The organism is Sphingobium sp. B2D3C (assembly GCF_025961835.1).
Classification (GTDB): Bacteria; Pseudomonadota; Alphaproteobacteria; order Sphingomonadales; family Sphingomonadaceae; genus Sphingobium.
Map to the genome: position 1 here is coordinate 1872613 of NZ_JAOQOK010000001.1, position 21481 is coordinate 1894093.

A 21481-nucleotide genomic window follows, 5' to 3' on the forward strand; every position below is an offset into this window, starting at 1 on the left:
TTACATTTGATTAACCATGATGCCGGCTGCGGAGAGGACCGCACCAGATCGGGACATGCGCCTGCGCCACATCAAAGAGCGAATGCGGCAAGCAGCCTAGATGCAACCTCGCAACGTTCCCAATGCAGGATCTCAACTCATGCCCGACCGCCTCACCCAAGCATCAACGGTGCCGGAGATCGTGACCGCCATGCAAAGCATGGCCTCCGGGCCAGTGCTTGCCGGCATGCAGCGGGTCGGCATTCGTACCGATAATGCGTTGGGGCTGAGCAACCCGGTTTTGCAGGGCATCGCCAAACAGATCGGCCCTAACCATGAACGCGCGATGGCCTTGTGGCAGACTGGCATTCGAGATGTTCGGGTGCTGGCGATCTACACCGCCGAGCCGGCCCAGCTGACGACAGAGCAAGCCCGCGCATGGGCGGACGATTTCGAGTCCTGGGAGATCGTGGACATCGCTGCTGACTTGTTCGTGGAAGCGGGGCTTGACGCGCTCATTCCCCTGTTCGCCGCCGACGAGCGCGAGTTCGTCCGCCGCGCTGCCTTTGCCATGATCGCCGGCATGGCGGTCCATCGCAAGGCCGAGCCGGATGCAACCTTCATGGATGCGCTGCCACTGATCGCGCACCACGCACAGGATGCGCGAAACTATGTGCGCAAGGCGGTGAACTGGGCGCTGCGCAACATCGGCAAACGCAACCTCGCCTGCCACCAGCCCGCCCTGGCGCTCGCCGAGCAGCTCGCCGCATCGGACGACAAGACCGCACGCTGGATCGGCAGCGACGCGCGCCGCGAACTCTCAAGTGAGAAGGTGATCGAAAGGCTGCACCACAAGCAGCGATCAAAATTGTGAGATTTTGGTGCACCCGACTGGATTCGAACCAGTGGCCTTTGCCTTCGGAGGGCAACGCTCTATCCAGCTGAGCTACGGGTGCGTGGAAAGGTCCGCTATCAGTTTTGATGCAGCCGGCCAAGAGCAAAGGTAGGCCGCCCTCCGATTATTGGCGGGCGATGATTGGGCCGCGATTATTGGTCGCCCTGCCCTGCGTTCCTCTCCATCAGCCACCGGGCGGCGACGGCCGGGGCAACCGGACGATCCGGGCGGTCGACCATCAGATTGGCCGCGCGCATCTGCTCGACCGGAATGGCGCCGATCAGCGGTTTGAGCGCCGCCATCAGCCGCGCATCCGTCTCGCGGCCGGGCGCCACCATCACGATCGCGTCATAGGGCGGGATGCGCTCCAGCGGGTCAGCGAGCACCCGCAGATTGTCCGCCGCGATGCGCCCGTCGCTTGAAAAGGCGGAGATCACATCGACATCCCCATCCTTCACTGCGCGATACATGAAGGTGGATTGATACTCACGCGTCCGTGCGAAGCGCAGGCCATAGCCTTCGGTCAGCGCCGTCCAGTCCGGCCGCGTGAAGAACTCGAAATCGCCGCCCATGACAAAGCGCGGGGCGTAGGGCGCGAGGTCCGCAATCGAGCGGATGCCGAGCTGCTGCGCCTTGTCGGCGCGTATCGCCAGCGCATAGGCATTCTCGAAGCCGAGTGGACCGACCAGCGTCACGCCATGTTCGCGCTTCAACCACTCCGCCATCTGCGCCAGCATCGCGGCGCGCCCCGGCTGATCGGTACGCCCCATCACATTGGCCCAGACCGTGCCGGAATAATCGACATAGACGTCCACATCGCCCTGCGCGAGTGCCCGGAAGACCACCGCCGATCCCAGCCCGCTGCGCACGGTGGCCGTACCGCCCTCATCGGCCAGCCGCTGCCCGATAACATCGGCCAGGATATATTGCTCGGTGAAATTCTTGGCGCCGATGACGTAACCGCCCTTCGTTGCCGGGGCGAACACGCTGGCCGCCGCCGTGGCGATGCCGAGGCACAGGATCAGCGCGCCCGCCCAGATGCGCCGGCGCGCGCGGCGGGCGATCCCCGTCTCGATAAGGCCCAGCAGTTGATCCACGGCCAGCGCCAGTGCCGCAGAGACGCCGCAGCCGAACAGCACCCACACCCAATTCTCGGTCTGGAGGCCGGAGAAGATATAATTGCCAAGGCTCGTCTGCCCGACCGGCGTCGCCAGCGTGGCGGTGCCGATCACCCAGACGGCTGCGGTCCGCACCCCCGCCATGGCGACCGGGGCGACCAGCGGCATCTCGACCTGCCACAGGCGCTGCCGGTCGGTCATGCCGACGCCATGCGCCGCCTCGATCAGCGCCGGATCAAGGGTGGTGATGCCGGTGACGATGTTCCGCACGATCGGCAGCATGGAGTAAAGGGTCAGCGCCAGCAGCGCAGGCAGGAAGCCGAGCGCCGAGAAGCCCTGCCCGGTCAGCCGCAGAGAGAGCAGCGAGAGCGCTAGCAATAGGGGGTAGAACAGCGCCATCAGCGCCAGCCCCGGAATGGTCTGCACGAGGCTGACGAAGGAAAGGACCGGCCAGCGCAGTCGCGCGCTCCGGCTTGCGGCGATGGCGAGCGGGAGGCTGAGCAGAATGCCAAGCCCTAGCGCGGCCGCACTCAGCAGCACATGAAAGCCCAGATATTCCGGCAGGACGCGCAGCGCGCTGGAGAGGGAGCTGTCCATCGCTCAGTCGGTCCCCTCCGGCCCGGTCGCGATCAGGCGCCGGACCTGTTCGGCCTGCCGCATCGGCATCGCCATCAGCGCGCGCACGGCCTCATTGGGCGGATCGGTCAGCAGCCGGTGCGGGGTATCGTCGGCAATGATCCGGCCGCCCTCCAGCATGACGATCCGGTCGGCGAGCAGCACGGCCTCGAAGACGTCATGGGTCACCAGCACGGTGGTGAGGCCCAGCGTCTCGTGCAGGCGGCGGCAGGCGCGGCCGAGCGTGTCGCGGGTGATCGGGTCGAGCGCCCCGAACGGCTCGTCCATCAGCAAGATGCCGGGCCTTGCCGCCAGCGCTCGCGCGATCCCGACCCGCTGCCGCTGACCGCCCGAGAGCGCATCCGGCATGCGCGCGCCATAATCCTCGGGCAGTTCGACCAGCGCCAGCAGCTCGCCTACGCGGCGGGCGATATCCTGCGCCGGCCAGCCGAGCAGGCGCGGCGTCAGGCCGATATTCTCGGCGACGCTCAGATGCGGAAACAGGCCGATGCCTTGAAACACATAGCCGATCTCCCGCCGCACTTCATAAGCGGGCCGGTCATTCACCGGCTCGCCGTGGATGCGGACGATACCGCGGTCCGGCTCGATCAGCCGGTTGATGCACTTGAGCAGCGTCGTCTTGCCCGAGCCGGAGGCGCCCACGAGCGCCACGAAGCTGCCCGCTGTAATGTGCAGATCGACATCATGGGTGGCGAAGGTCCGACCGCCATCGAAACTCTTGGCAACGCTCTCCAGCGCGATCGCATCGGCTTGGCTCATCGGGGCATGATGGCGGCGCCAGGCGACAATAGAAAGCGAACTTTCCCCGGCCCGCCGCAAATGCGGCGCGATGCCAGCATCCCACAAACGAAAACGGAGGCCCTTGGGCCTCCGCTCACATCATCCCGCGGGATGATCGCTCGCCATCGCCTGATGGCTTTGGGCGCGTCACCGCACCCATAAGGCTTATGCCTCTTCGCGAGTGTCGCGACGCTCGGCGATACGCGCACGCTTGCCGGTGCGGCCACGCAGATAATAGAGCTTGGCACGACGCACGACGCCCTTGCGGACGACCGTGACGCTGTCCACGTTCGGCGAGTAGAGCGGGAACACGCGCTCAACGCCCTCACCGAAGCTGATCTTGCGCACGGTGAAGTTGGAGCCCATGCCCTTGTTCGAACGCGCGATGCACACGCCCTCGAAGTTCTGGACGCGGGTGCGGTCGCCTTCGACGACCTTCACGCCCACGCGCAGCGTGTCGCCCGGACGGAAATCCGGAATATCCTTGGAGATGGCGGCAATGTTTTCCGCCTCAATGGTCTGCAGCAGGTTCATCTGTCCTGTCTTCCTTCGTCTGCGTCGCGCGCCAGAGGCAGGTCAGTCCCGAGCGTTCCTGTAACGCTCCCAGAGGTCCGGCCTGCGTAACCGTGTGTCATCCTCCGCCCGTTGTTTCCGCCAGGCGGCGATCTTCGCATGATCCCCCGATCGCAACACTTCAGGGATCATACGCCCTTCCCACTCCTGGGGTCGGGTATACTGCGGATATTCAAGGAGGCCGTTCTCAAACGACTCCTCGACACCGCTAGAAGCCGCGCCCATTACGCCGGGAAGCAGGCGAATGCAAGCATCCAGCAGCATGAAAGCGCCGATTTCTCCGCCCGAGAGGATGATGTCGCCCATCGACACCTGTTCGATCGGCCGCCCTTCGAACAGCCGCTCGTCAAAGCCCTCGAAGCGCCCGCATAGAATCGTGGCGCCCGGCCCCTCGGCCAGCGTGCGAACCCGCGCCTGCGTGATCGGCGTGCCGCGCGGCGTCATTGCCAGCACCGGCAGGTCAGGGCGCGCATCCAGCGCATGATCGACCGCCCGGGCCAGCACATCGGCGCGCAGCACCATGCCTGCCCCGCCGCCTGCCGGCGTATCGTCCACGCTCTTGTGCTTGTCCGTCGCGAAGTCGCGGATCTGGATGGGTGCGCAGGACCACGCCCCCTCCCCCAATGCCCGACCGGCAAGCGAAATGCCGAGCGGCCCGGGAAACATCTCCGGATACAAGGTGAGAATCTGTGCAGTGAAGGTCATGATTTAAAGGCGATCAGCGGGATTGCGGACGTGCGGGACGATCGGCGATGCACACCAAAAATTCGGCCTCCCCGCCGCCCAGAAGCGCCGAGAGGAGAGACTTGACCCGCAGGAGACGCTTCGCGACCGGCCAGCGCCTCGTGCGCAGCCCGCGCGTCCGCATGATCTCTTCCGAAGCGCCCACCATGAAATTGAACTGCCGCGAGCTGGGCTTGGCAAAAACCTTGGCGGACCGCAGGCCATTGCTGACCGCCAGGTTTCTCAGGGCGCGCCTGGTGAACAGATGCAGATGCCGGGGCGTTTCCAGCCCCCGCCAATGTTCCCCAAAATGGCGGTGCCCCAGCGCATCGACGTTCGGCGTGATCATCACTAGCCGCCCGCCTGGTGCGAGCAGTTCACCGCACCGCGCAATCGTGCGACCGGGCTCGGGGACATGCTCGATGACATTGTCGAGCAGGATGCCGTCGAACCTCTTCCCATCAAATCGCGGATCAAAAATATCGGTCGCGAAGACCTGTGCGCCGCGCACCTGCGACGCCACGGCTACCGCCTGTTCATCGAAGTCGATCCCGACGGCGCTCCAGCCCGCCTCGACAATCGACCGCAGGAACCCGCCGGACCCGCAGCCGACATCCAGCATGACGCCGGGCTTGCGGTGCGCGAAGTAATTGAGACCCGACTGGTAGTGATGCTTCCACCAGGGCAGCAGGCCCAGAAGCCGATAGCGCAAAGCCGGCGCATGCGAGGCGGCCCCCTCCGGCGCCACGATCACCGGTGCCTGGTCATGGGTATGGTAGGATTGATAGAGCGTCGCCAGGCTCTGCGGCGTGGGCATGGGGTCGATCCACCCAGAGCCGCAGTGCGGATCGCGACAGATCCTCAGCCCCCAGCGTCCCGGCGCGCCGAACATCGGATCGCGCAGATCGCGATAGTGCTGAGTGCCCGATTCGCCGCACAAGGGACAATCCGGCGCGGGCAGGCAGCCAATACCCTCATTGTCCAAAACAATCGCGTTCATGCGGCCCTGCGCTCTTGGAGGTGATCGATCGAGACCGATCCATGTGGGCAAGCAAGAGGCCCGTCCTCATTCGCCGAAGCGGAATGTCCTGTCAGTCTGCAAGGAAAAGACTGCTCAGGACAAGTCTTTCCTCGTTCCAGTCGAGCACCGCTTCCGGCAGCATGGGGACCATGAACCGTTTTCCGCCGGGCTTCTCGATTTCGATGACGTCACCGGCCCCGAAATTCTCGACAGCCACGACCGTCCCCACCGCTTCAGCCGATTCGGCAACGCAGGACAGGCCGATCAAATCGACATGATAATATTCGCCGGGTTCGAGCGGGGGCAGCGCTGAGCGCGGAACGGTGAGTTCCACGCCGCGCAAGGCTTCGGCGGCATTGCGATCGGTAATTTCCGCAAAACGCGCGACGGCGCCATTCGAGCCATCGCGTACCGTCTTGAGCGTGAGGGTGCGACCGACCGCCTCGAAGCTCTTGTAGCGCTTCAAGCTCTCCGGCCCATCGCCGAAGAGCTTGAGACGCACTTCCCCCGTCACGCCATGCGCGCCGATGACAGCCGCGAGCGTGACGGGACGATCCACGGGCAAGATCAGCCTTCGGCCTGCTCTTCAGCGGCAGCCTCGGTAGCGGGTGCTTCCTCGGCGGGGGCTTCAGCAGCCGGCTCTTCAGCCGGAGCATTGGCGGCTTCTTCCGCAGCCTTGCGGGCTTCCTCGGCCTCGGCCAGCTTGGTGGCCTTGTCCTCGGCGCGGTCCTTGGCCTTCTGGCCCGGCTCTGCCTTGTTGGGGTTGTTGCGCGCGGCGCGCTCCTTGACGCCTGCGGCATCGAGGAAGCGGGCGACACGGTCGGTCGGCTGGGCGCCGACGCTCACCCAGTGCTTGGCGCGCTCGGTGTCGAGCACGACGCGCTTCTCGTCATCCTTGGCGAGCAGCGGGTTGTAGCTGCCGATGCGCTCGATGAAGCGGCCATCGCGCGGCGAGCGGCTGTCCGTCACCACGATCTTGTAATAGGGGCGCTTCTTGGAGCCACCGCGCGACAGGCGAATGCTGGTTGCCATCTGTAACTTACCTTACCTTTCTTCTGAACTCTGAACCTGAAATTCGTTACGTTACTTCTTGAGAAAATTCTGAAAACCCGGCGGAAGTTTAGGCATGTCCGGCATCCCCGGAAGGCCCTTGAGGGCGCTGAGATCGCCTTGCCCGGCTCCCGGTGTACCGCCACCACCGCCGAGCAAACCGCCCAGCCCGCCGCCGCCACCGCCGCCCGCGAACATCTTGGCCAGTCCCTTGAGACCGCCCATTTTCTTGATCTTCTTCATAGCGGTTTCCATCTCCTTGTGCATCTTGAGGAGACGGTTGACGTCCTGCACCTGAAGACCGGCGCCCTTGGCCACGCGGATCTTGCGCTTGGCGTTGAGCAATTCCGGCTTCTCCCGTTCCTTGAGCGTCATCGAGCCGATGAGCGCATCGAGGTGAACGAGTGTCTTGTCGTTGACGCCGGCATTGGTCATCTGCGCCTGCGCCTTTTTGAGGCCGGGGATCATGCCCGCGAGCATGCCGAGGCCGCCCATGCGCTGCATCTGGCTGAGCTGCGCGCGCAGATCGTTGAGATCGAACTTGCCGGCAGCCATGCGCTTGGCCAGCTTGTCGGCATCTTCCTGCTGGATCGTCTCCGCCGCGCGCTCGACCAAGCTGACGACATCGCCCATACCAAGGATGCGCTGCGCGACCCGCGCGGGATGGAAGGGCTCGATGGCATCGAGCTTTTCGCCGGTGCCCGCGAACTTGATCGGCTGGCCGGTGACGGCACGCATGGAGAGCGCGGCACCCCCACGCGCATCGCCGTCCATGCGGGTGAGGACGACGCCGGTCAGCGGCACCTGCTCGGTGAAGCTCTTGGCGACGTTGACGGCGTCCTGGCCGGTCAGGCTGTCGACGACCAGCAGGATTTCAGCCGGCGTCGCGACATCCGCGACCGCTTTCATCTCGTCCATCAGCGCCTGATCGACATGCAGGCGGCCGGCCGTGTCCAGCATCAGCACGTCGAAGCCCTGCAGCTTCGCGGACTGGAGCGCGCGGCGGGCAATATCCACCGGCTGCTGACCGGGCACGATCGGCAGCGTCGCGACATCGGTCTGCGTGCCGAGGACGGCGAGCTGCTCCTGCGCCGCCGGGCGATTGACGTCGAGCGACGCCATCAGCACCTTCTTGCGCTCTTTTTCTTTGAGGCGCTTGGCGAGCTTGGCCGTGCTCGTGGTCTTGCCCGAGCCCTGCAGGCCGACCATCATGATGACGGCCGGTGGCGTCACGTCGATCAACAACTCGCTGGTCTCGGCGCCCAATGTCTCGGTCAGCGTGTCGGAGACGATCTTGACGACCATCTGCCCCGGCGTGACCGAGCGCAGAACGTCCGACCCCACCGCGCGCTCGGTCGCCTTGTCGACGAACGCGCGCACGACCGGCAAGGCGACGTCGGCTTCCAGCAGGGCGATTCGGACCTCGCGCATCGCGGCACGCACGTCCGCCTCGGTCAGCGCGCCGCGCCCCCGAAGCTTCTCGAACACCCCACCGAGCCGATCGCTCAGACTATCGAACATCACCACCTCATTGCGGCAGAAGCCGCTGAAAAACCAACCAAAACGCCACAACGCACAAAGCGCCGGTGGGCGAAACCTCGCCGACCAGCGTCTATCCTTGGACAGTGAAAATCCAGGACTGTCAGGGCGCCCGGGCAGTTGGACAACCGCGCCGGAACAACGGCTCCTTAACGAAATCCGCCGGTTAAGACAAGAAGGCAGGCATCCGGGCCTGCGGTGGACGCACGGAGAGGCCGAATCAGAAAGGCTTTGGCAGGAATTTGCCGCTATGGCGCTTGCAGTTTGGAAATCCGCTCTTAGCTGCTATTCTGCGCGACAGAGCCAAGGAATGAGGGTGCAGTGGCAGCGGACGACGTAAATTCAGTTGCGGTAGAGAGCGAGCCTACCCCGGGCACACTTAGCCGTCGCCATCTCCTCATGGGCGGCGCCATGCTGGCCGTCAGCGGCCTTGCCGTCGCGCGCGAGCCACATCAGCGTTACCGCGACCTCTCCGACAAGCAGTTCGAGGCCCTGTTCCCCAAGGCGTTCGGCGATTGGAAGACGCTCCCGGTCAGCGAGCTCGTGTTGCCGCCCGAGAGCGACCTTGCCAACAAGCTCTATCAACACATTCTCACGCGTACCTACGTCAATTCCAAGGGCGTGGGCGTGATGTTCCTGGCGGCTTACAACAGCAAGCAGTTGAACAACGTCCAGCTCCACCGCCCCGAAATCTGCTATTATGCTGGGGGCTTCGCGATCAAGAATAGCGAACCCATCAGTCTTCCGGTCGATGTCGCCGGCCATCAGACAGTCATTCCGGCTCGGTCGGTGACAGCAGTGCTCGGCTCGCGCAACGAGAACATCCTGTACTGGACGCGCATCGGTTCCGACTTCCCGCAAAGCTGGCTGATGCAGCGCATCGCGATGACCAAGGCCAATATCGCCGGCTATCTTGCCGACGGGTTGCTTGTCCGCATGTCGGTGATCGACAAGAACTACGATGAGTCCCTGCACAACATGCAGAGCTTCATCGCAGACATGCTCAAGCATTCGGGCGAACCGACCCGGGACATGGTCGTCGGCGACGCCTGATCCCGACGTCGCTAGAGCCGGCCTTCCAGCTCGGCGATCCCGGCGACCAGCCCGGCCGCGAAAAGCCCGTTGCGAAACTGTGGCAGCATTAGAGTGTCTATGATCGCCTGGCAGTCATCGTCCGGAATGGCGGCGGCAAGGCCCTGCCCGACCGCGATGCGGACCAGCTGTTCCCTCGGCGCGAGCAGAATCACGATGCCCTCAGCCCCCGGCGCACCCACGGCCCAGCGATCGCCAAGCTCGCTTGCATAGCCGGCAATGTCCTGCCCATCGAGGGACGGCACCGTGACGACGATGGCCTCCCGCCCGGTCGCGGCCTGCAGCCCTACCAGCCGGCGCTCGATCTGGTGCCGCTGATCGGGCGTGAACAGCGCCGCAACGTCGGTCACCCAGCCATCGCGCGCGATCGGCAGGCTGGATGGGAGGACGATCTGGGCGGTCTCGGTCGGTTCACCGGCCGCGGCGGGCGCACCGATTAGCCCCGCCGCCACGCACAGGGCCGCGATGCCAAGCGCGGAAAGCCCGCGTGTCAGGATCACCCAAGCACTTTCGCAAAGGCGGCAACACCGGCGCGCGGCCCATCAGGGTGGTTCCACACCGCGCCACTCACCGCGAGAAAATCGGCGCCAGCCTCGACCAACGGCGCTGCATTGTCGGCAGTGATGCCGCCGATGGCGACGCAGGGAATTTCAAAGATGGACGACCACCAGCGCAGCAGGTCCGGTTCCGCATGGTGGCTCACCTCCTTGGTGGTGGTGGGATAGAAGGCCCCGAAGGCGACATAATCAGCGCCAGCTTCCCCGGCTTCCATCGCCATATGACGACTGTCATGACAGGTCACGCCAATCTGGGCCGAGGGGCCGAGCATGCGCCGGGCCTCGCGAGGATCCCCATCCCCCTGCCCCAGATGAACGCCATCGGCGCCGAGGCGCTGGGCCAGCGCGATGCTGTCATTGACGATGAAGGCGACATCCCGCTCTGCGCACAGGCGCTGGAGCGGTTCGGCCAGCCGCGCGACTTCTTCCTCGCTCACGCCCTTGAGGCGAAGCTGAAACGCGGCGACGCTGCCACCGTCCAGCGCCTCGGCAAGGCGGGCGGCGAAATCCTCGCCGATCACCGGCGGGGAGATCAGGTAGAGCTGGCAGGGCGGAAGGCTGAGCGCCTGTGTGGTCTCGGTCATTCCGCCCCCATAAGCCCGGTGGCCGCGCGGTCAACCGGCGGCAGCGGAACCCGACAACGCCGCCTCGATCGCGGCAACGAGATCGCCATTGTCCGGCTTGGTATCCGGGGAGAAGCGCGCCAGCACCGTGCCGTCGCGCCCGACGAGGAATTTCTCGAAATTCCAGAGCAGTTCCGGCGGATCGTTCGGCGTGCGGTTGCCGCTTTTGAGGCGCTCGCGAAACGCGCCATCGTTGCGCGCTTCCGGCTGCGCCTGCGTCAGGGCCGCGAACAGCGGGTGCTTGTCCGGCCCGGTGGCGACCACCTTCTCGAACATGGGGAAGCCCACGCCGAAATTAGTCGTGCAGAAGCTCTCGATCTCCTCATTGGAGCCCGGCTCCTGCCCCGCAAAATCGTTGGCGGGAAAGCCCAGCACGACGAGGCCATCGTCCTTATATTTGCGATAGAGCGCTTCTAGCCCCTCATATTGCGGGGTGAGGCCGCATTTGGACGCCACGTTGACGATCAGCAGCACCTTGCCGGCATAATCGCCCAGCGACGCATCATCGCCCTTGATGGTCTTGAGCGGAATTTCGTCCAAAGCAGTCGTCGTCGCGGTCATGGTCATCCTCCAGATGAAAAAGGGCAGCTCGCCCAAGATAGGGAGCCGCCCTTCCTCTGTCATCGGGTGGAGACCGCAGGCGACGCAATTGGGCGCCGCCCCGTCGTGTCGCGTCAGGCCGCGACCTTGTCCGTCGAGGCTTCGTAGATCTCGTCGATCGCGCTGGCGAGCGAGGCGTTGAACTCCTCATCGCTCATCTGGTGACGCAGATCTTCCAGCAGAGCGCGGCTGAAGCTGGCAATCATGCCGCGATTCTTCGCCAGTTCGGCGCACGCCTCGGGACGCTTGTAGCCGCCCGAGAGCGCCACGACGCGCAGCACCTTGGGATGATCGACCAGCGGACCGAACAGGCCGGCCTTCTCGGGAATCGACAGCTTGAGCATCACCTGCTGACCCTCGGGGAGCGCATCGAGCGCCTTGAGGATTTCCTCCAGCAGGATCTGGTCGGCCTGCGCCCGCTCGGCGCTCTTGATGTTCACTTCCGGCTCGATAATCGGCATCAGGCCCGCCGCCAGCACTTGCTGGCCAATCTCGAACTGCTGCTTGACGATGGCGGCAATTCCCTCGCGATTGGCGAGATTGACGACCGAGCGCTCCTTGGTACCAAACACGCCGAGGCTCTTGGCACGCTTGAGCAGCGCGTCCAGCTCCGGCATCGGCTTCATCATCTGCACGCCATTGGCCTCGTCTTCCAGGCCCTTGTCGATCTTGATGAACGGCACGACGCCGCGTTCGATGAGCGCGGCCGGCGTCGGCTTGCCGTCCACGGTGCCGTCCATGGTCTTCTCGAACAAGATGGCGCCCAGCACCTTCTCGCCGGTGAAGGCGGGCGAGGTGATGATGCGGCTACGCATCTGGTGGATCAGGCCGAACATCTCTTCATCGCCCGAATAGGCGTTTTCTTCGATGCCATAGCCCTTCAGCGCCTTGGGCGTGGAGCCACCGCTCTGGTCGAGCGCGGCAATGAAGCCCTGCCCCTTGGCAATCTTCTCGGTCATGTCGGAGTCCTGCATCATCCTGTCCTGTTTTTCGAAGTGGTGCCAAAATCGGCGGTGCTGTGTGGCACGCCTATGCCGCGCCTGCGCCGCATATTGCAAGCCGGTCAACCATCTTGACGGGCGCACTGCCCGGAACGAAAGATGGTTGGAAGGGGGGACGATCGATGCGCTCAAAATTCGCGGCCGTTGCCGCACTGATTGCGATCATCGGCATGAGCGTGGCCCGGCCAGCGCACGCTCAAAAGATCAAGGTGGGCGACCTAGCGCCAGCGTTCACGCTGATGCTGGCTGATGGAAGCTCGGTTTCGCTGGCCGATCTCAAAGGGCAAGTCGTCGTCCTCAATTTCTGGGCGACATGGTGCGGACCATGCATCAAGGAACTGCCGACGTTGGACGCCTTTCACGACATCCTGAAGGACAAGGGGCTGCGCGTTTTTGCCGTGGCGACAGAAGATTCCGTGCCGCTCCCCAAGCTCAAGAAAATGCTGGCCGGGATGACCATCCCGATGGTTCGACGGGTGAAAGGCCCCTATCGCCATCTGGGCGCGCTCCCCACAAACTTCGTGATCGGGCGCGACGGACGCGTTCGTTATGCCGCCACCGGCGCCTTCGACCTCGATCAACTCAACCGCGTAATCATTCCGCTGATGAACGAGCGGGCGCCAACGGCTCCCGCTCGCTCGCGTTGATCAACCGCGCGTAAGCGCCGCGACGCCCGGCAGTTCCTTGCCTTCCATCCACTCCAGGAAGGCGCCGCCTGCGGTCGAGACGAACGAGAAATCCGCAGCCACGCCGGCATGATTGAGGGCGGCGACCGTATCGCCGCCGCCGGCAACTGACACCAGCGAACTTTCCGCCGTCAGCGCCGCGGCGGTGCGGGCCAGCGCAACGGTGGCCGTGTCGAAGGGCGTCAGCTCGAACGCGCCGAGCGGGCCGTTCCACACCAGGGTCTTGCAGGTCTTGAGAACGTCCGCCAGCGCCTCGACGGCCGCCGGTCCCACGTCGAGGATCATTTCGCCATCGGCCAGCTCGTTCACGTTGCACACGCGGTAGCTGGCGGGATTGGCAGCGAATTCGGTCGCGACGGCGACATCATAGGGTAGGTGCAGCGTGCAGCCCGCCGCTTCGGCCTTCTCGAAAATCTCATTGGCCGTATCGACCAGATCATGCTCGCACAGCGACTTCTTCACGTCAACGCCGCGCGCCGCGAGGAAGGTATTGGCCATGCCGCCACCGATGATCAGATGGTCGACCTTGGCGACGAGGTTCTCGAGCACGGCAAGCTTGGTCGAAACCTTGGCGCCGCCCACGACCGCCGCGACCGGCTTTTCCGGCTGGCCCAGCGCGGCCTCAAGCGCGTCCAGCTCCTTCTCCATCGAGCGGCCGGCGAAGGACGGCAGGCGATGCGCAAGGCCCTCGGTCGAGCAGTGCGCCCGGTGCGCTGCCGAGAAGGCATCGTTGACATACATGTCACCCAGCGCCGCCATCGCATCGGCCAGCGCGGGATCGTTCTTCTCCTCGCCCGCATGGAAGCGGGTGTTTTCCAATATGGCGATGTCGCCACCGCGCATCACCGCAATGCCGGCAGCCGCCGCTTCGCCTTGGCAGTCGGGAATGAACTGCACGTCGCGACCTAGCACCTGGCTCAGCCCGCGCGTCACAAGGCTGAGCGAGAGATCGGGCGACTTCTGGCCCTTGGGGCGACCGAAATGCGCGAGGATCAGCACTTTCGCGCCCCGGTCAGCCAGTTCCAGCAGCGTCGGCACGGCGGCCCGCAGGCGCGTGTCGTCGCTCACCGACCCTTCCAACATCGGCACGTTCAGATCCTCGCGGACCAGCACGGCCTTGCCGGCGATATCGCCCATGTCGTCCAGCGTCTTGAAGGGTTTGGCCACGTCGTCACTCTCCCATGCGTGAATCGGGCCGAGCGTGTGTGAACATGCCCGGCCCGAAGAAATGTCAGCGGTGTTCCGCAATCCTCAGATCAGGCCAGCAACAACCTTGCTGGTGTCGATCATGCGGTTCGAGAAGCCCCACTCATTGTCGTACCAGCTCAGCACGCGCACGAGCTTGCCGTCGATGACCGCCGTCTCGAGGCTGTCGACCGTCGAGCTGCGCGGATCGCCATTATAGTCGATGGAGACCAGCGGCTCGTCCGAATAACCCAGCACGCCCTTGAGCGGGCCGTTGTCGGCAGCAGCCTTGAGCAGGCTGTTGACCTCTTCCTTCGTCGTGTCGCGCTTGGCGATGAACTTGAGGTCGACGACCGACACGTTCGGCGTCGGCACGCGTACCGAGGAGCCGTCCAGCTTGCCCTTCAGCTCCGGCAGCACCTCGCCCACGGCGCGGGCAGCGCCCGTCGTGGTCGGGATCATGGAGAGCGCAGCGGCACGGGCGCGACGCATGTCCTTGTGGATCTGATCCAGCGTGTTCTGGTCGTTGGTGTAGCTGTGGATCGTCGTCATGAAGCCGCTCTCGATGCCGACCGCATCGTTCAGCACCTTGGCGAGCGGCGCGAGGCAGTTGGTGGTGCAGCTCGCGTTGGAGATGACGATGTCGTCGGCGGTCAGCGCATCATGGTTCACACCGAACACGATGGTCTTGTCGACGCCCGTGGCCGGCGCGGAAATGACGACACGCTTGGCGCCGGCGGTCAGGTGCGCGCTGGCCTTGGCCTTGTCCGCGAAGATGCCGGTGCATTCGAGCGCGATCACCACGCCGAGCTCGGCGTGCGGCAGATTGGCGGGGTCACGCTCCGCCGTCACCTTGATGCGCTTGCCGTCCACGACGAGGCTGTCGCCGTCGACCGAGACCTCGCCCTTCCAATTGCCATGCACGCTGTCCCGCTTGAACAGCAGCGCGTTCGACTTGGCATCGCCGAGGTCGTTGATCGCGACCAGCTCGAAATCATGATCGGTGCGCTCCAGCAGCGCGCGCGCGACGAGGCGCCCGATCCGTCCGAACCCGTTGATTGCTACCTTGATCGCCATGTCCTGCACTCCTTAGCTCAAAGTCAAACCAGCGCGGCGGAAACCCGTGCCGCGACACTCTGGGCGTTCAGCCCGAAATGATCGTAAATTTCCTGCGCCGGCGCCGAGAGGCCGAAGCTGTCGATACCGATATTGATGCCATCGGTTCCCGTAATCGTCGCCCAGCCGAAGGTGGTGCCGGCCTCGATCGAGACACGCAGCGCGCCCTGCGGCAGCACCGAAGCCCGGTAGCCCTCTTCCTGCGCCAGGAAGCGCGACATGCTGGGCATGGAGACGACATTGGTGGCGACCCCCTGCGCTTCCAGCAGCTTGGCTGCGTTCACGGCGATCTCCACTTCCGATCCCGTGGCGATCAGCACCACCTTGGGCGCGGTCCCGCTGGTCACGAGGGTGTAGGCCCCCTTGGCACAGAGATTTTCAGAAGCGTCGGTGCGCAATTGCGGCAGATTCTGGCGGCTGAGCGCCAGCAAGGACGGCGTGGACTCCTGCTGCAAGGCAAGCGCCCAGCACTCGGCTGTCTCGATGGTGTCGGCGGGACGGAAGACCTCCAGATTGGGGATCATCCGCAGCGACATCACATGCTCAATAGGCTGGTGGGTGGGGCCATCTTCGCCCAGGCCAATGCTGTCATGCGTCATGACATAGACCACGCGCAGCCGCTGCAAAGCGGACATGCGGATGGCATTGCGCGCATAATCGGAAAAGACGAGGAAGGTGCCGCCATAGGGAATCATGCCGCCATGCAGCGCGATGCCGTTCATCGCGGCGGACATGCCAAACTCGCGGATGCCGTAATAGACATAGCGACCGCTGTAATCGTCGCGGCTGAAAGCGACCTTCTGATCCTTGGACTGGGTCAGGTTGGAGCCGGTCAGGTCCGCCGAGCCGCCGAACATCTCGGGCAGCTGCACGTTGATCGCATCGAGCGCCATCTCGCTAGCCTTGCGCGTCGCGACCTTCTTGGGCTCGGCGATCAGGCCATCGAGATATGACTGGATGGAGAAGCCGGCCGGCAGCTTCCCCGCCATGCGCCGCTCGAATTCATCCTTGTCAGAATGGCTTGTAAGGCGGCCCTGCCAATCGGCATGAGCCTTCTTGCCGCGCGTGCCGGTTTCTGCCCATGCAGCCTTCACATCATCGGGCAGCTCGAACGGCGGCAGATCCCAGCCCAGCGCCTCGCGCGTCGCGGTGATTTCGTCCTCGCCCAGGGGCGATCCGTGCACCTTGTGCGAGCCTGCCTTGTTGGGCGCGCCCTGGCCGATGCGGGTGCGGCAGGCGATGAGTGAGGGCCGCGGATCGGCCATGGCCTCATCCATCGCGCGGCGAATGTCGCCGAAATCATGGCCGTCGCAGGCCGTGACATGCCAGCCTGTCGCGGCGTAACGGGCCAGGACATCCTCGCTGGAGGAGAGGCTGACAGCGCCGTCGATAGTGATCTTGTTATCGTCCCACAGCACATTCAGGCGCCCGAGGCCCAGATGACCGGCAAGACCAATTGCTTCGTGATTGATGCCTTCCATCAGGCAGCCATCGCCCGCGATCACCCAGGTGCGGTGATCGACCAGCGGATCGCCGAAGGTCGCATTGAGATGCCGCTCGGCCATTGCCATGCCGACGGCCATGGCCAGGCCCTGACCCAGCGGACCGGTGGTGGCTTCAACGCCCGCCAGCTCGAAATTCTCGGGGTGGCCGGCGCAAGGGCTGCCCATCTGACGGAAATTGCGGATGTCCGCCATCGTCGGTCTGGCATAGCCGGACAGGTGCAGCAGCGCATAGATCAGCATGGAGCCGTGGCCAGCCGAGAGCACGAAGCGGTCGCGGTCGTGCCAGCCGGGCGCGCTCGGATCGAACTTCAGATAATCCTTGAAGAGCACCGTCGCGACATCGGCCATGCCCATCGGCATGCCTGGGTGGCCGCTGTTGGCGGCCTGCACGCCGTCCATGGAAAGGACGCGAATGGCGTCGGCGAGCCGCTTTTCGGTGACTGACATGGGCGAGCGCCCCTTCTTCTTTATCTGGCCCGCAGGCGTGTTGCTCCAGAGCGATCAAGGACCGAAGATGGTCGATGAACGGCCGCGCCGGCGCCGAGAGAACGGGCCATGAGTCGCCGCGCGGTCTCCATGTCGTCTAGCGGCCCGAGCGTCAACCTGCGGGGCGCCCCACAGCCTCAAAGGCACGGTGATTCTGGCGCCGTCACGCTCAATCCGCAGCTGCGCAACGAGTTTTTGCATTCGCTCGGGAGCGTGATAAGGGTTCGCTCATGGCAAGCAAGGCGATGATGCAGGCGATCGAGCGGCTGGAACGCGCCGTGACGCGCGCCGAGGGACTGGCGCGGGAATTGACCGAGGCGCGTGCGCAGGAAATCGAGGCGCAGCTCGCGGCCGGCAGCATCGAGGACGATGGCCCGCCGGTGGACATCGACCCCTTCTCACGCGACAAGGCGATCGCAGCGCTGAAATCGCTCGATGCGCTCATTGGCGATCTTCAAAAGGCCAGGAGCGAAGCCTGATCTATGGCAGAAGTACGAATCATGGTCGGCGGGCGGCAATATGCAGTGCACTGCCGGGATGGCGAGGAAGCGCGCCTGCACGAGCTGGCCGCATTGATGTCCGAGCGGGTCCAGCAGGTCAGCAGCGGCAGTCCCGGGCTGACCGAGGTGCGGCAACTGCTGTTCGCAGGACTGCTGCTGGCCGACTCCCTCACCGAAAAAGCCCCTGCCGCGGCAGCCGCGCCGCGACCGCCCGCCGAGCCGGAGGACGAATCCGCAACGCTGGACGCGCTCGATGCGTTGGCCCAGCGGATCGAAGCCTTGGGCGACAGCCTTGCAGCCCAGCTGTCCAACGCCTAAGTAAGGCGGGACGGGTACTGCCCGGTGCGCGCATTAGCGAACATCCCTGAGGCGATAATCACATCCAAGGGGGCTGTCCCTGGCCGGACCCAGGTCCGAACTACATGGTCCCCACCTGACGTTGAGGCGTCAGAGGATTTTCCGGCAAACGGCCACGGCGGTCCCGTCACCCCGCCGGCATCTCGGACAGGACCCAAAGAATGACCGATACTGATCGCGCCAAGCTGCGCTCCTCTTTGCTCGCCCGGCGCTCCGCCTTTGTCGCAGGCCTGCCGCCTTCGGTGCGCACGCTGGCCTTCCGGGTTATCCCTTCCCCCGTGCTTGCCCGCATGCCGCCGGGCTCGCGGGTCGCCATCTACCGGGCGATGGGCTCGGAAGCGCCGACCGAAGCGCTGATAGACTTCCTCCACGAGCGCGGCTTCAAGCTGTGCCTGCCACGGCTCGGCAAGACCACTGCCGAGGACATGGAATTTGCCGACTGGTCGCCGGACGACATTCTGGTGCCGGGCCAGCTCCGGATCCCTCAGCCCGCCCCGCAGGCCGCCACGGTCACGCCGGACGTGGTGCTGACGCCGCTCGTCGGGTTCGATCCCTCGCTCAATCGTATCGGCCATGGTGCGGGCTATTATGACCGCGCCTTCGCCAAGCTGCCCAACGCGTTGCGAATCGGCATGGCGTGGAGCTGCCAGATGGTCGATGCGCTGCCCATCCAGCCGTGGGACGTACCCCTGCACATGCTGTTCACCGAGCAGAGCGTCATCGAGGGAGAGGCCGCGTGAACGACGCGCCGCAACCGAGCTGGCGCAAGCCGGCTGGCATGTTCGCCATCCTCGGCATCATCGCCGTCTGGGCCGCCATCATCGGCTCCTTCTCGGAGCAGATCGCGCGCTGGCCCGGCGCCCTTCAACTCGTCTTCTATGTGATCGTGGGGATCATCTGGATCTTCCCGACCCGGCCCATCCTGGTGTGGATGGAGACAGGCCGCTGGCGCGCCTGAGCGCCAGTTCCAAATCCATTTTCCAGGGGCTTGTCCCGCTCCGTTCAGGAGGGGGAAGCCAGCGCGATGCCATTCTCTTCATTGAAGAAAATGGCGCGAGTGACGGGGCTCGAACCCGCGACCTCCGGCGTGACAGGCCGGCACTCTAACCAACTGAGCTACACCCGCGCTTGGCTGAGGAGGGCGCAGGTATAAGAGGGCGCCGGCCCTGTCAACACGCTTCGCGCGATCAATTGCGATATTCTTCCTGCGGGTCCGATGGCACGCTGGTGAGCGTTCCGGACTCGAACAGGAAACCGGCGATATCCGGCTTACCAGCCGCCGCCAGCACCGTCTGGATGATGATCAACAGCGGCACCGCCAGCAGCGCGCCTGCCGTGCCCCACACCCACGTCCAGAAGCTCAGCGAGACGAGAATCATCAGCGGACTGAGCTTCAGGCGCTCGCCGAGCACCAGCGGCGTCACGACATTCGCCTCGATAAGGTGCAGCCCGGTCATGATGATCGCCGGCATCAGCGCCCAGCCGACCGTGGAAAAGGTCATCAGCCCGCCCATCGCCAGCAGGATCGCCGCCACGAAGGGGCCGAAATAGGGAATGAAGTTGAGCAGCGCGACGAATCCGCCCCACATGAACGGCGTGGGCATCCCGAACAGGCTGAGCGCGATGGCGACGGTGAAGCCCAGCAGCACATTGATGAGCGCGATGGTGAGCACATAACGCGACGTGGCATCGACGACGTTCTGGATCACCCGGGCAATGGTCAGCGCGCCCGAGAAGCTGCCCCGCCCCTGAATCGTCCGCCGGCGCATGCGCGTCCAGCCGGAGAGGAAGAAGAAGATCACCAGCAGCCCGAACACGACATTGATGACCACACTCGGCGCGGCGGTGGTCAGCATGTCCAGTAGCGAGCCGGGGCGCGGCACCTCGCCGGGCACCGTCGGCGCCCTGCGGGTTTCCGTGACCAGCTTGAGCAGCCCGTCGATGAAACCCTGCGCCTCGGTATAGAGGCGGATGACCGGCTCCAGCGTCGTCTTGATCTGGCCGATCCGCTCGGGCAGCTGGGCGATCCAGTCGACCGCCGGCACCACGATGAGCACCAGCGCGGCATTCACAGCGAACAGGAAGGACACGAGCGCGATCAGCGCGGCCAGCGGCGACGGGATTCGCCGCCGCTCGAGCCACTCGAGGAAGGGCACGAGGCAGATCGCGATCACCAGCGCGACCGTGAGGGGAAGAAAGAAAGCACCACCAGCCCGAAGCACGAACGGCAGGGCCAGCAACACGCCCAGCCCCGCGAACAACGCGATCGAGGCAACGAGCCGGTTGCGCTCCCAGGTACTGCGGTCAAAGCGCTCGGCCGAGGGCTGATCGCCCGCGCCTTGCTCTGCAGGCAGATTTTGCTCGTCCAGCGGCACCGACAAGCCCCTTAAACCGCGACCGGGGCAGCGATGCCACGTTGCGGCGCATAGTCCTCAACCACGAAGTCCTCGATGCGATGCGCGAAGATCGTATCCGGTCTGCGCAGGATCTTCAGCTTGGGCGAGCCGGACGGCGTCCGCGACAGCTGCTCTTCCACCAGATCGGCGTGATTGAGATAGAGATGGACGTCCCCGCCCTGCCAGACGATCTCGCCGGCCTCCAGATCGCACTGCAGCGCCAGCATCCTCGTCAGCAGCGCCAGCCCGAAGATGTTGAAGGAAAAGCCGAGACCCAAGTCGCAGCTGCGCTGGAACAAAAGGCCGTTGAGGCGCCCGTTCGAGACATGGAACTGATAAGTCATGTGGCAGGGCGGCAGGGCCATGCCCTCCAACTCATCGACATTCCAGCCAGTGAAGAGCAGCCTGCGCGAGCCGGGATTGTTGCGAATGGCATCGACAAGCGTCGCGATCTGGTTGTGACCCGTCGCGGCGCGGCGATAAAGCCCCTCCCCGGCCTCGGGCGCCAATTCATAATGCGGCCAGTTGACCCACTGCCGGCCGTAGACGGGGCCAAGATCGCCCCACGCCTGCGCGAAGGCATCATCTGCCAGAATGCGCGCCTCGAAATCCTCCATGGAGATCATGTCGCCGGTTTCGCGCCGGTAGCGATCCAGCGGCCAGTCGGTCCAGATGTGGACGCCTTGCGCCACCAGAGGGCGGATGCTGGTATCCCCGGAGAGAAACCACAGCATCTCCCGCGCGGCGACCTTCCAGTAGACGCGCTTGGTCGTCAGCAGAGGCACCGCGTCATCGCCGAGCGAGAATCGCATGGTCGCCCCGAAAATCGACCGCGTGCCCACGCCGGTGCGGTCCACCCGTTCATCGCCCGCATTCCAAATATGCCGCATCAGATCGAGATATTGCTGCTCATAATGCGGCGAAGCGCTCGTTGGCGGCGCAGACTCGGCGAGGGAGACAGATGATAGCATGGATCGAGCTTAACCGCGCCGCCGCGCGAGCGCCAGCACATGCCATCGGCCGCCCTGATAAGCGCGACCAAACGATCCCGCAGCCTAGGGTT

The 21481-nt window shown here is 64.8% G+C and carries 24 protein-coding genes and 2 tRNA genes; 7 read left to right on the plus strand and 19 right to left on the minus strand.

Annotated features, from left to right (window positions below):
- The first annotated feature begins 139 nt into the window (after positions 1–139).
- Positions 140–853 carry a DNA alkylation repair protein gene (locus M2339_RS08685; protein WP_264586884.1) on the plus strand — a complete coding sequence of 238 codons (714 nt, stop codon included), beginning with the start codon at positions 140–142 and terminating at the stop codon, positions 851–853.
- Positions 854–858: 5 nt separating this feature from the next.
- On the opposite strand, the gene M2339_RS08690 is transcribed toward M2339_RS08685, so the two are convergent.
- The 9 genes from M2339_RS08690 to ffh all read right to left on the minus strand — a co-directional run bounded on the left by M2339_RS08690 (position 859) and on the right by ffh (position 8296).
- A tRNA-Arg gene (locus M2339_RS08690) sits at positions 859–935 on the minus strand.
- Positions 936–1026: 91 nt separating this feature from the next.
- Complete coding sequence (locus M2339_RS08695; RefSeq protein WP_264586883.1) at positions 1027–2589, minus strand: ABC transporter permease/substrate-binding protein; 1563 nt, start codon at positions 2587–2589, stop codon at positions 1027–1029.
- A gap of 3 nt (positions 2590–2592) precedes the next feature.
- Positions 2593–3387, minus strand: coding sequence for an ATP-binding cassette domain-containing protein (locus M2339_RS08700; protein ID WP_264586882.1), 795 nt, complete (start codon positions 3385–3387; stop codon positions 2593–2595).
- Between the two features lie 186 nt (positions 3388–3573).
- Positions 3574–3942, minus strand: a complete 369-nt coding sequence (gene rplS / locus M2339_RS08705) for a 50S ribosomal protein L19 (RefSeq protein ID WP_181559181.1) — start codon at positions 3940–3942, stop codon at positions 3574–3576.
- 42 nt (positions 3943–3984) lie between these two features.
- Complete coding sequence (trmD, locus tag M2339_RS08710) at positions 3985–4686, minus strand: tRNA (guanosine(37)-N1)-methyltransferase TrmD (protein WP_264586881.1); 702 nt, start codon at positions 4684–4686, stop codon at positions 3985–3987.
- 13 nt (positions 4687–4699) lie between these two features.
- Positions 4700–5704 carry a class I SAM-dependent methyltransferase gene (locus M2339_RS08715; RefSeq protein ID WP_264586880.1) on the minus strand — a complete coding sequence of 335 codons (1005 nt, stop codon included), beginning with the start codon at positions 5702–5704 and terminating at the stop codon, positions 4700–4702.
- A gap of 91 nt (positions 5705–5795) precedes the next feature.
- Complete coding sequence (gene rimM, locus M2339_RS08720) at positions 5796–6290, minus strand: ribosome maturation factor RimM (protein WP_264586879.1); 495 nt, start codon at positions 6288–6290, stop codon at positions 5796–5798.
- A 2-nt stretch (positions 6291–6292) separates the two neighbouring features.
- Positions 6293–6757, minus strand: a complete 465-nt coding sequence (gene rpsP, locus M2339_RS08725; protein ID WP_264569852.1) for a 30S ribosomal protein S16 — start codon at positions 6755–6757, stop codon at positions 6293–6295.
- Between the two features lie 51 nt (positions 6758–6808).
- Positions 6809–8296 (minus strand): signal recognition particle protein, encoded by a 1488-nt coding sequence (ffh, locus tag M2339_RS08730; RefSeq protein ID WP_264586878.1) that lies wholly within the window; start codon positions 8294–8296, stop codon positions 6809–6811.
- Between the two features lie 339 nt (positions 8297–8635).
- On the opposite strand from ffh, the gene epsI reads away from it, so the two are divergent.
- Positions 8636–9367: an exosortase-associated protein EpsI, V-type gene (gene epsI / locus M2339_RS08735; RefSeq protein ID WP_413714789.1), complete on the plus strand. Its 732-nt coding sequence runs from the start codon at positions 8636–8638 to the stop codon at positions 9365–9367.
- A gap of 11 nt (positions 9368–9378) precedes the next feature.
- On the opposite strand, the gene M2339_RS08740 is transcribed toward epsI, so the two are convergent.
- From M2339_RS08740 to M2339_RS08755, 4 genes are all read right to left on the minus strand, one after another.
- Positions 9379–9906: a TPM domain-containing protein gene (locus M2339_RS08740; RefSeq protein WP_264586877.1), complete on the minus strand. Its 528-nt coding sequence runs from the start codon at positions 9904–9906 to the stop codon at positions 9379–9381.
- The gene (thiE, locus tag M2339_RS08745; protein WP_264586876.1) at positions 9903–10547 is read right to left on the minus strand and encodes a thiamine phosphate synthase; all 645 of its coding nucleotides are present in this window, start codon (positions 10545–10547) and stop codon (positions 9903–9905) included. The genes M2339_RS08740 and thiE overlap by 4 nt, the downstream gene beginning before the upstream one ends.
- Positions 10548–10577: 30 nt before the next feature.
- On the minus strand, positions 10578–11147 hold the full coding sequence (locus M2339_RS08750; protein WP_264586875.1) for a glutathione peroxidase: 570 nt from the start codon (positions 11145–11147) through the stop codon (positions 10578–10580).
- A gap of 113 nt (positions 11148–11260) precedes the next feature.
- Positions 11261–12160 carry a fructose bisphosphate aldolase gene (locus M2339_RS08755; RefSeq protein ID WP_264586874.1) on the minus strand — a complete coding sequence of 300 codons (900 nt, stop codon included), beginning with the start codon at positions 12158–12160 and terminating at the stop codon, positions 11261–11263.
- 149 nt (positions 12161–12309) lie between these two features.
- Here M2339_RS08755 and M2339_RS08760 point away from each other — a divergent pair, with 149 nt between their 5' ends.
- Entirely contained in the window at positions 12310–12834 is a 525-nt protein-coding gene (locus M2339_RS08760) for a TlpA family protein disulfide reductase (protein ID WP_181559171.1), read from the plus strand.
- Here M2339_RS08760 and M2339_RS08765 read toward each other — a convergent pair whose 3' ends face one another.
- The 3 genes from M2339_RS08765 to tkt all read right to left on the minus strand — a co-directional run bounded on the left by M2339_RS08765 (position 12835) and on the right by tkt (position 17126).
- Entirely contained in the window at positions 12835–14040 is a 1206-nt protein-coding gene (locus M2339_RS08765; RefSeq protein WP_264579317.1) for a phosphoglycerate kinase, read from the minus strand.
- An 84-nt stretch (positions 14041–14124) separates the two neighbouring features.
- Positions 14125–15135 carry a type I glyceraldehyde-3-phosphate dehydrogenase gene (gap, locus tag M2339_RS08770; protein ID WP_181559169.1) on the minus strand — a complete coding sequence of 337 codons (1011 nt, stop codon included), beginning with the start codon at positions 15133–15135 and terminating at the stop codon, positions 14125–14127.
- A gap of 23 nt (positions 15136–15158) precedes the next feature.
- The gene (gene tkt, locus M2339_RS08775) at positions 15159–17126 is read right to left on the minus strand and encodes a transketolase (protein ID WP_264586873.1); all 1968 of its coding nucleotides are present in this window, start codon (positions 17124–17126) and stop codon (positions 15159–15161) included.
- 269 nt (positions 17127–17395) lie between these two features.
- On the opposite strand from tkt, the gene M2339_RS08780 reads away from it, so the two are divergent.
- From M2339_RS08780 to M2339_RS08795, 4 genes are all read left to right on the plus strand, one after another.
- Positions 17396–17644 carry a hypothetical protein gene (locus M2339_RS08780; RefSeq protein ID WP_181559167.1) on the plus strand — a complete coding sequence of 83 codons (249 nt, stop codon included), beginning with the start codon at positions 17396–17398 and terminating at the stop codon, positions 17642–17644.
- Positions 17645–17647: 3 nt separating this feature from the next.
- The gene (locus M2339_RS08785; protein ID WP_264586872.1) at positions 17648–17983 is read left to right on the plus strand and encodes a cell division protein ZapA; all 336 of its coding nucleotides are present in this window, start codon (positions 17648–17650) and stop codon (positions 17981–17983) included.
- 200 nt (positions 17984–18183) lie between these two features.
- Positions 18184–18762 carry a 5-formyltetrahydrofolate cyclo-ligase gene (locus tag M2339_RS08790; RefSeq protein ID WP_264586871.1) on the plus strand — a complete coding sequence of 193 codons (579 nt, stop codon included), beginning with the start codon at positions 18184–18186 and terminating at the stop codon, positions 18760–18762.
- Positions 18759–18980 (plus strand): DUF2842 domain-containing protein, encoded by a 222-nt coding sequence (locus M2339_RS08795; protein ID WP_264569843.1) that lies wholly within the window; start codon positions 18759–18761, stop codon positions 18978–18980. The genes M2339_RS08790 and M2339_RS08795 overlap by 4 nt, the downstream gene beginning before the upstream one ends.
- 91 nt (positions 18981–19071) lie before the next feature.
- On the opposite strand, the gene M2339_RS08800 is transcribed toward M2339_RS08795, so the two are convergent.
- The 3 genes from M2339_RS08800 to thyA all read right to left on the minus strand — a co-directional run bounded on the left by M2339_RS08800 (position 19072) and on the right by thyA (position 21389).
- Positions 19072–19148, minus strand: a tRNA-Asp gene (locus M2339_RS08800).
- 61 nt (positions 19149–19209) lie between these two features.
- Positions 19210–20397 carry an AI-2E family transporter gene (locus tag M2339_RS08805; protein ID WP_413714790.1) on the minus strand — a complete coding sequence of 396 codons (1188 nt, stop codon included), beginning with the start codon at positions 20395–20397 and terminating at the stop codon, positions 19210–19212.
- A gap of 11 nt (positions 20398–20408) precedes the next feature.
- Positions 20409–21389, minus strand: a complete 981-nt coding sequence (thyA, locus tag M2339_RS08810; RefSeq protein WP_264606302.1) for a thymidylate synthase — start codon at positions 21387–21389, stop codon at positions 20409–20411.
- Positions 21390–21481: the final 92 nt, after the last annotated feature.

Excerpts from the sequence above, each read along its gene's own strand:
- M2339_RS08685 (WP_264586884.1), top strand. The coding sequence starts at position 140 with ATGCCCGACCGCCTCACCCAAGCATCAACGGTGCCGGAGATCGTGACC.
- M2339_RS08695 (WP_264586883.1), bottom strand. The coding sequence starts at position 2,589 with ATGGACAGCTCCCTCTCCAGCGCGCTGCGCGTCCTGCCGGAATATCTG.
- M2339_RS08700 (WP_264586882.1), bottom strand. The coding sequence starts at position 3,387 with ATGAGCCAAGCCGATGCGATCGCGCTGGAGAGCGTTGCCAAGAGTTTC.
- rplS (WP_181559181.1), bottom strand. The coding sequence starts at position 3,942 with ATGAACCTGCTGCAGACCATTGAGGCGGAAAACATTGCCGCCATCTCC.
- trmD (WP_264586881.1), bottom strand. The coding sequence starts at position 4,686 with ATGACCTTCACTGCACAGATTCTCACCTTGTATCCGGAGATGTTTCCC.
- M2339_RS08715 (WP_264586880.1), bottom strand. The coding sequence starts at position 5,704 with ATGAACGCGATTGTTTTGGACAATGAGGGTATTGGCTGCCTGCCCGCG.
- rpsP (WP_264569852.1), bottom strand. The coding sequence starts at position 6,757 with ATGGCAACCAGCATTCGCCTGTCGCGCGGTGGCTCCAAGAAGCGCCCC.
- ffh (WP_264586878.1), bottom strand. The coding sequence starts at position 8,296 with ATGTTCGATAGTCTGAGCGATCGGCTCGGTGGGGTGTTCGAGAAGCTT.
- thiE (WP_264586876.1), bottom strand. The coding sequence starts at position 10,547 with ATGACCGAGACCACACAGGCGCTCAGCCTTCCGCCCTGCCAGCTCTAC.
- M2339_RS08750 (WP_264586875.1), bottom strand. The coding sequence starts at position 11,147 with ATGACCGCGACGACGACTGCTTTGGACGAAATTCCGCTCAAGACCATC.
- M2339_RS08755 (WP_264586874.1), bottom strand. The coding sequence starts at position 12,160 with ATGCAGGACTCCGACATGACCGAGAAGATTGCCAAGGGGCAGGGCTTC.
- M2339_RS08760 (WP_181559171.1), top strand. The coding sequence starts at position 12,310 with ATGCGCTCAAAATTCGCGGCCGTTGCCGCACTGATTGCGATCATCGGC.
- gap (WP_181559169.1), bottom strand. The coding sequence starts at position 15,135 with ATGGCGATCAAGGTAGCAATCAACGGGTTCGGACGGATCGGGCGCCTC.
- tkt (WP_264586873.1), bottom strand. The coding sequence starts at position 17,126 with ATGTCAGTCACCGAAAAGCGGCTCGCCGACGCCATTCGCGTCCTTTCC.
- M2339_RS08780 (WP_181559167.1), top strand. The coding sequence starts at position 17,396 with ATGGCAAGCAAGGCGATGATGCAGGCGATCGAGCGGCTGGAACGCGCC.
- M2339_RS08785 (WP_264586872.1), top strand. The coding sequence starts at position 17,648 with ATGGCAGAAGTACGAATCATGGTCGGCGGGCGGCAATATGCAGTGCAC.
- M2339_RS08790 (WP_264586871.1), top strand. The coding sequence starts at position 18,184 with ATGACCGATACTGATCGCGCCAAGCTGCGCTCCTCTTTGCTCGCCCGG.
- thyA (WP_264606302.1), bottom strand. The coding sequence starts at position 21,389 with ATGCTATCATCTGTCTCCCTCGCCGAGTCTGCGCCGCCAACGAGCGCT.